General features: G+C 69.8%; 16 protein-coding genes. 5 read left to right on the forward strand and 11 right to left on the reverse strand.

The window, feature by feature from the left end:
- Positions 1-139 precede the first annotated feature (139 nt).
- Positions 140-2,305: an alpha-galactosidase gene (locus V5D55_RS04755; RefSeq protein WP_435748193.1), complete on the forward strand. Its 2,166-nt coding sequence runs from the start codon at positions 140-142 to the stop codon at positions 2,303-2,305.
- Between the two features lie 62 nt (positions 2,306-2,367).
- Here the strand turns inward: V5D55_RS04755 and V5D55_RS04760 are convergent, their stop codons facing one another.
- The 11 genes from V5D55_RS04760 to V5D55_RS04810 form a co-directional block, all read right to left on the reverse strand.
- Positions 2,368-3,534, reverse strand: coding sequence for an ROK family protein (locus V5D55_RS04760; RefSeq protein ID WP_435748195.1), 1,167 nt, complete (start codon positions 3,532-3,534; stop codon positions 2,368-2,370).
- A gap of 165 nt (positions 3,535-3,699) precedes the next feature.
- The gene (locus V5D55_RS04765) at positions 3,700-3,873 is read right to left on the reverse strand and encodes a CsbD family protein (RefSeq protein ID WP_282215551.1); all 174 of its coding nucleotides are present in this window, start codon (positions 3,871-3,873) and stop codon (positions 3,700-3,702) included.
- A 108-nt stretch (positions 3,874-3,981) separates the two neighbouring features.
- Positions 3,982-4,194: a hypothetical protein gene (locus tag V5D55_RS04770; protein WP_435748197.1), complete on the reverse strand. Its 213-nt coding sequence runs from the start codon at positions 4,192-4,194 to the stop codon at positions 3,982-3,984.
- Between the two features lie 36 nt (positions 4,195-4,230).
- A complete protein-coding gene (locus V5D55_RS04775) occupies positions 4,231-4,845 on the reverse strand; it encodes a hypothetical protein (protein WP_435748199.1) in 615 nt (204 codons plus the stop codon).
- Positions 4,842-5,426 carry a DUF6286 domain-containing protein gene (locus V5D55_RS04780; protein WP_435748201.1) on the reverse strand — a complete coding sequence of 195 codons (585 nt, stop codon included), beginning with the start codon at positions 5,424-5,426 and terminating at the stop codon, positions 4,842-4,844. The genes V5D55_RS04775 and V5D55_RS04780 overlap by 4 nt, the downstream gene beginning before the upstream one ends.
- Complete coding sequence (locus V5D55_RS04785) at positions 5,423-5,818, reverse strand: hypothetical protein (RefSeq protein ID WP_435748203.1); 396 nt, start codon at positions 5,816-5,818, stop codon at positions 5,423-5,425. The genes V5D55_RS04780 and V5D55_RS04785 overlap by 4 nt, the downstream gene beginning before the upstream one ends.
- On the reverse strand, positions 5,818-6,006 hold the full coding sequence (locus V5D55_RS04790) for a DUF2273 domain-containing protein (RefSeq protein WP_223622866.1): 189 nt from the start codon (positions 6,004-6,006) through the stop codon (positions 5,818-5,820). Before V5D55_RS04790 ends, V5D55_RS04785 begins: the two co-directional genes overlap by 1 nt.
- Entirely contained in the window at positions 6,003-6,527 is a 525-nt protein-coding gene (locus tag V5D55_RS04795) for an Asp23/Gls24 family envelope stress response protein (RefSeq protein WP_435748205.1), read from the reverse strand. The genes V5D55_RS04790 and V5D55_RS04795 overlap by 4 nt, the downstream gene beginning before the upstream one ends.
- A gap of 159 nt (positions 6,528-6,686) precedes the next feature.
- Positions 6,687-6,902: an SDR family oxidoreductase gene (locus tag V5D55_RS04800; protein WP_435748207.1), complete on the reverse strand. Its 216-nt coding sequence runs from the start codon at positions 6,900-6,902 to the stop codon at positions 6,687-6,689.
- Complete coding sequence (locus tag V5D55_RS04805; RefSeq protein ID WP_435748209.1) at positions 6,844-7,428, reverse strand: SDR family NAD(P)-dependent oxidoreductase; 585 nt, start codon at positions 7,426-7,428, stop codon at positions 6,844-6,846. Before V5D55_RS04805 ends, V5D55_RS04800 begins: the two co-directional genes overlap by 59 nt.
- Positions 7,425-8,168 (reverse strand): FadR/GntR family transcriptional regulator, encoded by a 744-nt coding sequence (locus V5D55_RS04810; RefSeq protein ID WP_435748212.1) that lies wholly within the window; start codon positions 8,166-8,168, stop codon positions 7,425-7,427. The genes V5D55_RS04805 and V5D55_RS04810 overlap by 4 nt, the downstream gene beginning before the upstream one ends.
- Positions 8,169-8,315: 147 nt before the next feature.
- Between V5D55_RS04810 and V5D55_RS04815 the strand changes: the two genes are divergently transcribed.
- The 4 genes from V5D55_RS04815 (at position 8,316) to V5D55_RS04830 (ending at position 13,203) form a co-directional block, all read left to right on the forward strand.
- The gene (locus tag V5D55_RS04815; RefSeq protein WP_435748214.1) at positions 8,316-9,383 is read left to right on the forward strand and encodes a sugar ABC transporter substrate-binding protein; all 1,068 of its coding nucleotides are present in this window, start codon (positions 8,316-8,318) and stop codon (positions 9,381-9,383) included.
- A 79-nt stretch (positions 9,384-9,462) separates the two neighbouring features.
- Complete coding sequence (locus tag V5D55_RS04820; RefSeq protein ID WP_435748216.1) at positions 9,463-10,572, forward strand: ABC transporter permease; 1,110 nt, start codon at positions 9,463-9,465, stop codon at positions 10,570-10,572.
- Complete coding sequence (locus tag V5D55_RS04825) at positions 10,569-12,140, forward strand: sugar ABC transporter ATP-binding protein (protein ID WP_435748218.1); 1,572 nt, start codon at positions 10,569-10,571, stop codon at positions 12,138-12,140. Before V5D55_RS04820 ends, V5D55_RS04825 begins: the two co-directional genes overlap by 4 nt.
- 1 nt (position 12,141) lies before the next feature.
- Complete coding sequence (locus V5D55_RS04830) at positions 12,142-13,203, forward strand: ABC transporter permease (protein ID WP_435748220.1); 1,062 nt, start codon at positions 12,142-12,144, stop codon at positions 13,201-13,203.
- Positions 13,204-13,221: the final 18 nt, after the last annotated feature.

Below are 13,221 nucleotides of genomic sequence, written 5' to 3' on the forward strand. Positions count from 1 at the left end.
TCGTCAGGGGCGGGGCGGAACGAGATCGCGACCGGCGTCGCGGCATCCGCCGTCTCCACCAGGATGGTACCGTCGACCCGGGCTTGGTCGGCCTTCGTTCCGGCTTGCGGTGCGACCGGCGAACTCGGATGATTAATTCATGACGTCAAGTATCAGGCGGCCACGCGTCGACCCGCTCGGAACGCCCGCTCTCGCGCACCTCCGCCGCGGCGGCGTCAGCGTGCTGTTCGCGGCCGACTCATTCGGGGCACCGGCTCTCGTGCACTGGGGCCGCGCGCTCGGCGACGACGACGTTTCCGGCATGACCGCCACCGCCATCCCCGCGGTCATGAACAGCTCGATCGACATCCCCCGGTCGTTCTCCATCGCGGCCGGGCGCGCGCACGGCTGGTCGGGCACCCCGGCGATCGAGGCGGATGCGGCGGATGCCGTCGTCGACGGCTTCACGCTGATCGCCACGGATGCCGCGGAGTCAGAAGTGCGGTTCACGCTGCGCGACGCCGCGTCGCTCACCGAGGCCGTGTTCGCCTACCGGCTGGACGCCGCCGGCATCCTGCACGCCACGATCGAGCTGCGCAACACCGCCGACCGGCCGATCGACATCCGCGCCGCGCGCGCCCTCCTCCCCCTCCCCGGTCGCGCCGAAGAGGTGCTCGACTTCTCGGGGCGCTGGACCAACGAGCGCCGCCCGCAGCGGTCCACCATCCACGACGGCACCTGGCTGCGCTCGTCGCGGCGCGGCCGCCCCGGTCACGACGCGTCGCTGCTCACGATGGCGGGAACCGCGGGCTTCCGCTTCCGCGCCGGTGAGATCTGGGCGTCGCACCTGGCGTGGAGCGGCAACCAGGAGACCCTCGTCGAGCGCCTGCCCGAGGGTGCGGGCGTGCACCGCTCGGTGCTGGGCACGGGCGAGGTCGTCGACGCCGGCGAGGTCCGCCTTCAGCCCGGCGAGACCTACCGATCGCCGGACGCACTCTTCGTCTGGAGCGACGAGGGGATCGACGGCGTCACCGCGCGCCTGCACTCCTCCCTCCGATCCCGCCCCGAACACCCGCGATCGCCGCGCCCGCTGCTGCTGAACACGTGGGAGGCGGTGTACTTCGAGCACGACTTCGACACCCTCTCGCATCTGGCCGCCTCGGCTGCCGAGTTGGGTATCGAGCGCTTCGTGCTCGACGACGGCTGGTTCCGCGGGCGCCGCGACGACCACGCGGGCCTCGGCGACTGGTTCGTCGACGACGAGGTCTGGCCTGCCGGACTCCGGCCGCTGTCCGACCGGGTGCACGAGCTGGGCATGCAGTTCGGGCTCTGGTTCGAGCCGGAGATGGTGAACCCCGACTCCGACCTCGCCCGCGCCCACCCGGACTGGCTCCTCGGCGAGGAACGGCAGCTCGAGTCGCGCCATCAGTTCGTGCTCGACTTCTCCCGCGTGGAGGTGACGACCTACGTCGTGGAGCGCCTCGACGCGGTGATCACCGAGGCCGCCGTCGACTTCGTCAAGTGGGACCACAACCGCGATCTACACGCCGCACTGGGCACGCACGGCGATCGGCGCGTGCGGGCCCACACGGAGGGTGTCTACCGTGTGCTCGACGAGCTCCGCCGTCGGCATCCGCTGCTCGAGATCGAGTCCTGCGCGAGCGGGGGCGCACGAGTCGATCTCGGGATCCTCGCGCGCACCGATCGCGTGTGGGCGTCGGACTGCAACGATCCCATCGAACGGCAGAGCATCCAGCGCTGGACGCAGACGCTGCTGCCGCCCGAGCTGATCGGCTCGCACATCGGCGCGGCCGAGTCGCACACCACGCACCGGCACGCGTCTTTCTCGTTCCGGGCGGTCACCGCCCTGTTCGGCCACGCCGGCCTGGAGTGGGACCTCGACGCGGCGACGGCAGACGAACGCCGTGGGATCGCGGCGTGGGCGGCGTTGTACAAGGAGATGCGGGGCCTGATCCACTCGGGCGTCACCGTGCGCGCCGACACGGTCGACGACGGTGCGCTGCTGCACGGGGTGGTCGCGCACGATCGACGCGAGGCGCTGTTCGCCTGGGTGCGCACCGAGACCAGCGGCGTCGCCCACACTCCGCGCGTGCAGCTCCCCGGGCTCGACCCCCGCACGCGCTACCGCGTACGGGTGCGCGATGAGGTCGGCCCGGCGAGCCGACACGAGGTCGAGGACCCGTCCTGGCTGCGCCAGGCGGAGGACCTCGTCTGCACGGGAGCCGTGCTCGAGCAGGGGCTGCCACTGCCGGTGCTGAACCCCAGCCAGGCGATGCTGCTGCACCTCACGGCCGTCGAAGCCTGAGACCGCCGGGCGAACTTCTGCCCGACAGAACCGGACGCTGCGGATGCTGCGGATGCTGCGCGTCAGAGCACGAGGGACTGGATCGCCGCCGCGGCAGCACCGCGAGCCCAGTCCTCGAAGGTGTGCGGGCGCACCACGATGCGGCAGCGCGCGGCGGCACCGAACGCGTGCGCCTCGTAGGCGCGGCGCAGCGTGGCATCGTAGAGGTCGAAGTTCGACACGCCTTCGCCGCCGATGATGACGAGCTCGGGGCCCGTGAGGTTCACGAGCGTCGCGATCGCGGTGCCGATGATCGCTGAGGCTTCCTGGAAGGCGGCCTCCGCAGCCCGATCGCCGCTGTGCGCGAGCCGCACGACCTCGTCGATCGCGACCGGCCGACCATGCGCGGCCGACACCGCGGCCTCGATCGCGGCGGTCGATGCCACGGCCTCGACGCAGCCCTGGCGGCCGCACGGGCAGATCCGCTGCGGGTCGGCGAGCGGCAGGTGCCCGATCTCGCCGGCGACGCCGTACGCTCCGGTGACGACCTGGCCGTTGAGGTGCAGCCCGCTGCCGATGCCGCGGCCGATCGTGACGATCGCGAAGGACGCCGTACCGAGACCGACACCGAACCAGTGCTCGCCGACGGTCAGCGCGTGCACGTCGTTCTCGAGGGTCACGGGCCGGCCGAGTCGCTCCTGCAGGCGCGCGCCGAACGGTTCGTCGCGCCAGCCCATGATCGCGGATTCGCGCACGACACCCGCCTGCGTGTCGACATCGCCCGAAACCGAGACGCCGAGACCGGCGATCGCGGCGGAGCGTCCGCCGAGAGCGTCCTCGAGCACGCCGACGACGTCGACGATCGCCTCGAGCACCGCATCGGGATCGTGCTGCGGAAGGAGCCGCCGTTCCATCGCGAGCACAGCGGTGCCGAGATCGGTGGCGACCGCGATGATCTCATCGACGTTCACCTTCACACCGAGCATGATCATGACCTCGGGCACGATCGAGACCGGCGCCACCGGGCGTCCGGGGTTGCCGTCGCGATGCGCGGCAGGAGGTGCGTCGACGAGACCGGCGGCCACGAGCGGCGACACGGCTTTCGTGACGGCGGCCTGCGAGAGCCCGGTGTGCCGCGCGATGTCGATGCGGCTGATCGGGCTGCGCGTGAGGATCGTCGCGAACACCTTCGACCCGGCATCCGAGGCGGAGCGGATCAGGGAGGTGCGTGCAGCGGTGTCGTGGTCCATCGAAGTCCTCAGTCGTTACCGGCTACGGTAGCGACTCCTCAGGCCCGCCGCGCCGAGGACGAGTGGCGAAATGCGCGAGGGCGAGCACGTGATCCGCACCGCGACGCGAGAATGCGGGGTGGGCAGGGTCTCCCCCGTCCACCCCGCATTCCGGGTCGCCGGTGATTACTTCTTGAAGGCGTCCTTGATGTTCTCGCCGGCCTGCTTGACGTCGGACTTGGCCTGGTCGGCCTTGCCCTCGGCGACGAGCTTGTCGTTGTCGGTCACGTTGCCGATCGCTTCCTTCGCCTTGCCGGCGATGTCCTGAGCGGCGTTCTTGATCTTGTCATCGAGTCCCATGGGGAGCTCCTTTCCTGGTGGTGATCATGACGTCGGGGTGATCCCCGACGCCTTATCGACGCGCCGCGCAGCGACCGGCGATAAGTCTGGGAGGGGGCGGATGCCGTTTCAGCGCCGCGCCTTGTCGAGCGCTTTCCGTGCCGCCTTGGCTGCCTTCTCGGCCTTCTTGCGACGGTCTTTCTTGGCCTGGGGGTCGTTCCACATCCGCACGAGCTGGTGCCGCACCGACTCGCCCTTGTCGATCTGCACCGTCGCCGCTCTGCTGCCCAGGATGTACGCGACGAAGGCGACGGCGCCGATGAGGAGGATCTTGTTCTGCATGATGGCTGCTTTCCGGGTGGGTGCGGTGGACGCGACTCAGACGAGTCGGCGCTGGTCGTGAGCGAGACGCGCACGCAGACCGGTGTGGATCGATACGTAGGTCTCGGTCTCGCGACCGGTCAAGGCGGCGAGGTTCGTGAGCAGCCGATCGACGTGCTCGACCAGCTCCCGGGGGTCGGTGTTCTGGCGGGGGGTGACGGATACGTGCAGGACCGGCCGGCGCTTGATGTCGTTGGCCGTGACCTGGGCCGAGAGGATCTCGTCTCGCGTGGCGAGCGAGTTCTTCACGGCATCCGACACGAACGACTCCGTGACGGTGACCCGGCCGAGCGGGTTCTGCGCACCGGACGAGCGGAGCACCGTCTTCGACCGACGACCCGCGACGCTCGTGAGCGCCAGGATCAGCAGCACGACGACGAGGACGACCGCGGCGACGGCGCCGACACCGATCCACGACAGGTTGCCGCCCGCGATCGCGGTGGCCGCGATCGTCTGGTCGAGCCAGGTGCGGGCGCCCTTTCCGGCCGACGTCCAGACGTCGGCGGCCGTGGGCCAGCTCATGATGGCGATGCCGAGGGCGCCGAGACCGAGGAACACCAGCCCGATGATGAGCAGCAGGGTGCGGTTCACTGCACGGTTCGTGTTGTTCACAGCTCGTCTTCCTTCTCGTCGGGGCGGTCGATACGAACCCGCGTGCGGACGCTCCGGGTCAACCGGTACGTCTGCAGCTCGAGTTCGGCGGCCGACTGCACCGTGCTCTTGTCGAGCGGGATGCCGGCGCCGGGGCGCACGGTCACGTCGACGCTGCGGTGGCCCACGCCGACGGTGATGTTCTCGCGGGCGAGACCCGTCTGATCCGAGAGGTGCTGGGCGAGAGCGCTCGCGATCACGCCGTTGTCGACGACGACCGCACGGTCTCCGGCCTCGAGGGTGTGCTTCGACAGGCGGCCGGGTGTGACGGCCAGCCAGACGAAGACCACGCCGATGATGGCGAGGACGACGCTGCCGGCGATCACGAGTCCTGCCGGCTGCGCGGTCGGAAGGCCGACCAGCCATCCGCCTGCCGCGGCGGGACCGAAGAGGAGCGCCGGCTGAGCCGCGAGGTTCAGCACGATCTCCAGTCCGATGTAGGCGAGCGCCAGGATCAGCAGGATGACCGCGACGAACGTCGCGACGGTACGCGGCGAGTGCGTCTCGCGTCGGACGACGCGACGCAGGACCGGGGTGCTCATCGCACTCGTCTCCTTTCAGGGATGGTGGCGCCGGTGATGGTGAGGTTGATGCGCGTCACCTCTCGGCCGAGGATGCGGGAGAGGTTCTGCTGCAACTGCTCCTGCAGCTCACGCGCCCGGTCGAGGACCGGCATGCTCTGGGCGATCGCGACGGTGTCGTCGAGATCGGGGACGGGAAGCGGCGTCGCGATGCGGACGGCGAAGCCTCCGGGGTGTTCCGCGACATCGACCTTCACGCCACCACGGGGCACGCCGATCAGGGTTGCGGACGCCTGCTCGGTGACCGTGCGGTACACGCGCTCTCTCACGTCGATGCGGCCCGGGACGGCGTCCGCTCCGGCGGCGGCCCCCGCGGGGCCGCCACCGGGGGCGAGGTGCTGGTCGACGCGCATCAGGAGGTGCGCCGCCCTGTGAAGGCGTCGGCGAGTCCGCGAACGTCGATCTTGCCGGAGACGATCCGGCCGACGATCGCGCCGATGCCGGCGAACAGGGCCATGAGGAGGAATCCCCAGAACCCGAACAGCAGCGCCGCGAGAGCGAGGAGGGCGCCGATCAGGGCGCCGGTGGTGGTGGGGGTCATGAGACTCGCGACTCCTCGTTCTCCTGGTTGTCGGTGCCGGGCACGTGCACGTCGTTCACCTCGACGTTGACCTCGACGACCTCGAGGCCGACGAGACGGGTGATCGCACCGGCGACGGCGGCGCGCACGTTGCTGGCGACCTCCTGGATCGGAGCGGGGTACTCGACGACGATGGTGAGGTCTGCGGCCGCCTGGGTCTCGCCGACCTCGACCTTGACGCCCTGAGCGAGGTCGGTGGCGTTGATCACGTCGCGGATCGCGCCGAAGGCACGTGCTCCGCCGCCACCGAGGGCGTAGACGCCGGCGACCTCACGAGCGGCGATACCGGCGACCTTGGCGACCACGCCGTCGGCGATGACCGTCTTGCCCGCGGCATCCGCGTCCGCCGGGATCCGCGACGTCGAGAAGCTCGACGAGCGATCCACGCGCGAGGTGGAGGCTGCGGGCTTCGAAGCGGTCGCGGTCTGAGCGAGCTCCTTCTCGGAGGGGGTGGCGGGGGTGTTCTGGTCCTGGTTTGCCATGACGGGTCCTATCTCGATCTGTGAGCCGGCCGCGAGCCCGCGTGGGCTCCTGCCGGGAGCGATCGACTCGCTCACAGGTAAGACGCGTGGACCCGCCGATTCGTCACGAAAAAGTTCACGAAACCTGTCCGCGATCGTGCCGAGCGGGCTCGTCGGCCGTCAGATCGTCGTCATGCCGCCGTCGACGACGAACATCGAGCCGGTCGCGTAGCGCGACTCGTCGCTCGCGAGGTAGACCATGATGCCCTCGATGTCGGCGACCTGCCCCGCGCGGCCCATGGGGATGCGGCTGACGATCGCCGCGCGTGCCACCTCGTCATCGACGATGCCCGAGACGAGCGGCGTGATGACGTGGCCGGGGATGACGGTGTTCACCCGGATGCCCGGCTGCCGCATAGTCTGCGGCGGCCGTGCGGGCGAGCCCGTGCACGCCCGCTTTCGACGCGCTGTACGCCGCGAAGCCCGCACCTTCACCGGTCAGGCCGGTCGGGCTGCCGGTCACGATGATCGACCCGCCGCGATCTCGCAGGGCGCGCACCGCGTACTTGAGCGTGAGGAATGTGCCGGTCAGGTTCACGTCGATCGTGCGCTGCCAGACGTCGAGCTCGAGGTCGCCGATGGCCGCGTCGACGCCGATCAGTTGCACCCCCGCGTTGGCGACGACCACGTCGAGGGACCCCGCCTCGGCGAAGGCGGCCGCGACAGATGCCTCGTCGGCGATGTCGACGCCGACCGCGTCATGCCCACCGTCCGCTTCGGCGACGGCGGCCCGAGCACCCGCGAGGTCACGGTCGGCGAACACCACGTGCGCCCCCTCCCGGGCGAACCGCAGGGCCGTCGCCCGGCCGATCCCGGATGCTGCGCCGGTGACCAGTGCCCGCCGGCCGTCGAGCGCCCTCACTCGGCGACCTCGGCACCAGCAGCCGCGGCGGCATCCGCCCCGTCGGGCACGTAGTACTGCCGCGAATCGTCGAGGTGACCGCTCATGGCCTCCCGCGCAGCGCGGGCGTCGCGCTGCCGCAGCGCATCGAACACGGCACCGTGCTGCTCGAGCGCGAGCGCCCGCCGCCCCTCGAGCTCGAGACTGCGCTCACGCAGGGGCTTCATCACGGCGTTGAGCGACTCGAGCAGCGCCACGAACAGGGCGTTGTGCGTGGCGACGGCGATCCGACGGTGGAACTCGGCGTCGTGCACGGCGGCTTCGCCATCGGTCGCGGCATCCGCCATCGCCTGGAGGGTCGCGCCGATCTCCGCGATGTCGGCCTCGGTCGCGCGTTCGCAGGCGAGCTCGACGAGCCGCAGCTCGAGGGTCTCGCGCACCTCGCTGATCTCGGACGGTCCGAGCAGCTGCTCGGTCTGCGCGCCCGACAGGTACAGCTGCAGGCTCTCCGACACCCGGGACGAATCGACGTGCGCGACGCGGGCCCCTCGTCCCGATCGCACCTCGATGACGCCCTTCGCCTCGAGGCCGCGCACGGCCTCGCGGATGACGGTGCGGGAGACGCCGAACTGATCCGACAGCTCGCGCTCCGAGGGCAGCCACTGGCCGGGGGCGAGACTGCCGGCGGCGATCGAGGTGAGCATGCTCTCGGTCACACGCGACGCGAGCGACGGCTCTCGTTGCAGCTGAGTGAACTCCATCGGTCCTCCTGTGTGTCCGCTGATGCGTCCGCCCATTCTTTCAGGTGCGCGCGCCCATCGGCGCATTCTTGCATGTTGGCATGTGGCCTGGTTATAGTGTGGCATACCAGAGACCAGGCGCGTCTCTACCCGAGTCAAGGAGGCCTCGTGTCGTACGCACGCACCCTCGCTGCCGGCATCACCGTCGCAGCCATCACCGTCCTCTCCCTCACCGGCTGCACGACCACCGGAGGCGGCGGCGGACCGGCCGCACAAGACGAGAACGCCATCGACGTCGGCGTCTCGCTCCAAGGCAAGACCATCTGCTTCGGCTTCTCAGGCAGTGAGACCGAGTTCTGGGCGGCCGCCATCTCGTCGATCTCGAGCTCGCTCGCGGCAGCCGATGCCAAGGTCATCGAGCACAACTCCAACGAAGACCCGAACAAGCAGCTCGAACAGGTCAACGACTGCATCACGCAGGGCGTCGACGGGATCATCATCATCCCGGAGGACGGATCCAGCGCGAACACGATCATCGCCGAGGCGAACAAGGCCGACATCCCGATCGGCGTCTTCAACCGCCCGCCCGCGTCCGAAGACGGCGCCGCGATCGTCGCCGTCGCCGACAACCGCGGCGTCTCCGAGCAGACCGTGGAGCACCTCGCCGCCGAGGCCGAGGCACTGAACCTCGACCGCAAAGTCCGTCCGCTGGTGATGGTCGGCAACCTCAGCGACCAGAACGGCATCGAACGCCGCAACGGCTTCTACGACGTCATCGATGCCCACCCCGACCTGTTCGAAGAGCCCATCGAGGTGCAGACGAACTGGGATGCCGCGACCGGTCAGGCCAACCTCGAGGCCGCGCTGCAGGCGAACCCCGACATCGACCTGCTCTTCACGTCGTCCGACTTCCTGTACCCGCAGATCCGCTCGGTGCTCGAGCCCCTCGGCATGTGGAAGCCCGCCGGCGAAGAGGGCCACGTGATCATGGGTGGCATCGACGGCGACAACCGCGCCTGCAACCTGCTGCTCGACGGCTACGTCGACGCGACCGGCGTGCAGGACCTGTTCTACGAGGCGGAGAGCATGCTCACCGCGCTGGCGAAGGCCATCGACGACGAGGTCACCGACCCCGACGAGCTGCTGCTCGACCCGGGCTTCGCCCTCACGCAGGACAACGTGGGCGACAAGGAGAAAGACACCTGGGGCTGCATCATCACGCCCCCGAATTCCTGACGCCACCCTCTCGGCGGTGCGGCGCACCCGAGCGCCGCACCGCCGTCACCCACCCGTCCCTCCTGCCTGAGGATCCCTCGTGTCCACTGCACAGAAGACCGCCCCACCCGCCGCACCACCGGATGACCGTCCTGCAGGACGCGTCGAGCTGCTGCGCCGATTCCTCGCCGGCGAGGGATTCGTCCTCGCGCTCATCGTGATCTACGTGCTCGCGGTGGCGCCGTTCGCGACCGGCATGCTCACCGAGCGCAACGCCGTCAACGTCCTCTCCAACCTCTGGCCGCTCGCCATCATCGTCATCGGTCAGTCGTTCGTGCTCATCCTCGGCGGCATCGACCTGTCCCAGACCGCCGTGATCAGCGTCGCGAACACGTTCGGCGCGCTCTTCATCGCGCAGGCGTTCACGCCCACCCTCTTCTCGGGCACCGCCTTCTGGGGCAGCATCATCGGGGAGTCCGGCGGAGTGCTGTCGGATGCCGGGATAGGCGGCGTGCTGCTCGCCATCCTCCTCATCGTGGCGGTCGGCTGCGCGATCGGCCTGATCAACGGCCTGGCCGTGACGCTGCTGCGGATGCCGCCGTTCATGATGACCCTCGGCACGATGCTCCTGTTCGGCGCCATCGCGATCTGGATGACGCGCAGCGAGAACGTCACGGGGCTGCCGGCCGAGTACACCGCGATCGGCAACGCGCAGGCCGGCGGCATCGGCTCCTTCCTCACGGTCGCGATGGCCGTCGCCGTGGTCGTCGCGGTCATCGCGCACTATGTGCTCTCGCGCACCACCTACGGGGCCTGGCTCTACGCCTCGGGCGCGAACCGGCGCACGGCCATCGTGTCCGGCATCCCGCACACCCGCATGGTGGTCTCCGCCTACGTGATCAGCGCGGGCTTGGCAGCGCTGGGCAGCGTGCTCTACTCGGCCCGCCTCGGGGCAGGTCGTCCGACGCTCGGCGACGACATGCTGCTCGACGTGATCGGTGCGGCCATCATCGGCGGCATCTCCCTCTTCGGGGGCAAGGGCAGCGTGCTCGGCGCCTTCCTCGGCGCCCTCTTCTTCGTGATCCTCAGCAACAGCCTGAACCTGATGAACCTGCCGTTCCACGTGGTCTGGGTGGTGAAGGGGCTCGTGATCGTCGCCGCGGCCCTGCTCGACGTGGCCCGCAACCGGATCGTGGGAGCCAGACGATGACCACTGCGCCCCGCCTCGAACTCGGCGGCATCTCGCACAGCTTCTTCGGGATGCCGGTGAACCGCGACATCTCGCTCACCGTCGCACCCGGCGAGGTGCTCGGCCTGGTCGGCGAGAACGGCGCCGGCAAGTCGACCCTGATGAACATCGTCGGCGGGGTGCTCACACCCGACGAGGGCAGGCTTCTCGTCGACGGCGAGCCGTACGCACCGCGGTCGACCGCCGAGGCGCGCACCCGTGGCATCGCACATGTGCACCAGGAGCTCAACCTGTTCTCGCAGCTCTCGGTCATGGACAACGTGTTCCTCACGGCCTATCCACGCAGGCTCGGAGTCTTCACCGACCGGAAGGCGGCTCGACGCGCGACGGCGCACGCCCTCGCCCAGCTCGATCTCCCGTTCTCGCCCTCGACCATCGTCGAGCAGCTCAGCCCCGGACACCGCCAGATGCTCGAGATCGTCAAGGGGACGCTCGGCGACCCCGGCCTCATCATCCTCGACGAGCCGACGACCTCGCTGACCAGCAGGGAGACGCAGCTGCTGTTCGGGCTGATCGAACGCCTGCGCGACCAGGGCACGTCCTTCATCTACGTGTCGCACATCCTCGACGACGTCAAACGGCTCTCCGACCGCATCGCCATCATGCGCGACGGCGCCCTGATCGACGTGCGCGCCGAGGCCGAGCTCCCGGTGCGCGAGCTGATCACGCTGATGGTGGGCCGACCGCTCGACAGCCTGTACCCCGAACGATCGGGCTACACCGACGGATCCGCCGACGACGCCCCGGCACTGAAGCTCACGGGCGTCTCCGCCACCGGGCTCGTCGACGACGCCTCGCTCACGGTCGCCCGCGGCGAGGTCGTCGGCGTCTTCGGGCTGATGGGAGCGGGGCGCACCGAGCTCGCCCAGGTCGTCGCCGGGCTCGACGCGGCGGATGCCGGACGCATCGAGCTCGCCGGGCGCGACATCACCCGCCTGTCCGCCCGGGCACGCATCGCCGCGGGGCTCGCCTTCGTCACGGAGGATCGCCGCGGCGAGGGGCTGCTCATGGAGTCCCCGGTCGTCACCAACGCGGCGCTGCCGTCGCTGTCGAAGTGGAGCGGCGGTGTGCTCGCCCCGCTGCGGCGACGATCGCTGCGCCGACGGGTGCAGGCGGTCACGGAGCAGCTGCGGCTGAAGTCGGCCGATCTCACCCGCTCCCCGGTGCAGGCGCTCTCCGGCGGCAACCAGCAGAAGGTGGTCCTGGCGAAGTGGCTGCTCACCGAGCCGTCGCTGCTGATCCTCGACGAGCCCACGCGGGGTGTCGACGTCGGCGCGCAGTACGAGGTGTACCGCACGGCCCTCGAGCGGGCCGACGGCGGCACCGGCATCCTCGTGATCTCGTCCGAGCTGCCCGAACTCCTCGGCATCGCCGACCGCATCGTGGTGATGCGCATGGGCCGCATCGTCGCCGAGTTCACCCAGGAGGCCTTCGACGCCCGCGTCATCCTCGGCGCGGCCTTCGGCGAGCAGCCGAACGAGATCGCCGCCGGCGAAGCCGAATCCATCCAACTGCAGGGAGGTGTGTGACGTGGCCCGCATCAAGGACATCGCACTCCAGAACGTTCCCGTCATCCTCCTCGTCGTCGTCTTCCTGGCGTTCGCGATCGTGGATCCTCGATTCCTCTCCGGCGATACGATCACGCTGATCCTGCGCCAGTCGGCCTACGTCGGCATCCTCGCCGTAGGGATGACGCTCGTGCTCATGACCGCCGGCATCGACCTGGCCGTGGGTTCGCTGCTCTACCTGACGGCGGTCGTCGTCGGGCAGATCGTGCACACCGTCGCGATGCCGATCTTCGTCGTGCCGCTGCTCGCGATCGGGATCGGCGCTGTGTTCGGCGCCTTCAACGGCTTCGCTGTCTCGGTGCTGAAGATCATCCCGTTCATCGTGACGCTCGCGATGCTCACCGCGTTCCGCGGCCTCGGCTACGGGGTCTCCGACTCCCGCGAGGTGAACTACCCCGACGCCGTGACGGCACTCGGCGCCCAGAACGTGCTGGGCATCCCGCTGCCGATCGTGATCTTCGCGCTGGTCGTGCTGCTCGCCCACGCCACGGTCACCCGTACGCCGTTCGGCAGGCAGCTCCTCGCGACCGGCGAGGACAAGGCGGCCGCCGCCCGCGCCGGAGTGAGGGTCGGACGAGTGCAGTTCTTCGTCTACACGATCTCGGGCGCCCTCGTCGGACTCGCGAGTTTCGTCGCCGTCATCCAGCAGTTCTCGGGCACGGTCACACCCGCCGCGGGCAAGGGCATCGAGTTCGACGCGATCGCGGCCGCGGTGCTCGGCGGCACCAGCCTGTTCGGCGGGCGCGGGTCGGTGTTCCCCGGCACCGTGGTCGGCACGCTCCTCATCCAGCTCGTGAACACGGGGCTCGGCTTCGTGCGCGTCGACCTGTACCTCACGCAGATGGTGCAGGCGGGGATCATCCTTCTCGCGGTGTTCATCGACAGCGTGCGCACCGGCCGCCTGGAGAAGCTCCGCCGCACGGTCATCACCAGCGGGCGCGCCGACAGCAGCGACAGCGACAGCAGCCCCGACAGCGGCAGCGGACCCGGCCTCGCCGTTCACATCCCCGCGCCGTCGCGTTGAACGCCGTCTGATTGCATC

It is taken from the genome of Microbacterium sp. PMB16 (assembly GCF_051294855.1).
In the GTDB taxonomy this organism is placed as follows: domain Bacteria; phylum Actinomycetota; class Actinomycetes; order Actinomycetales; family Microbacteriaceae; genus Microbacterium.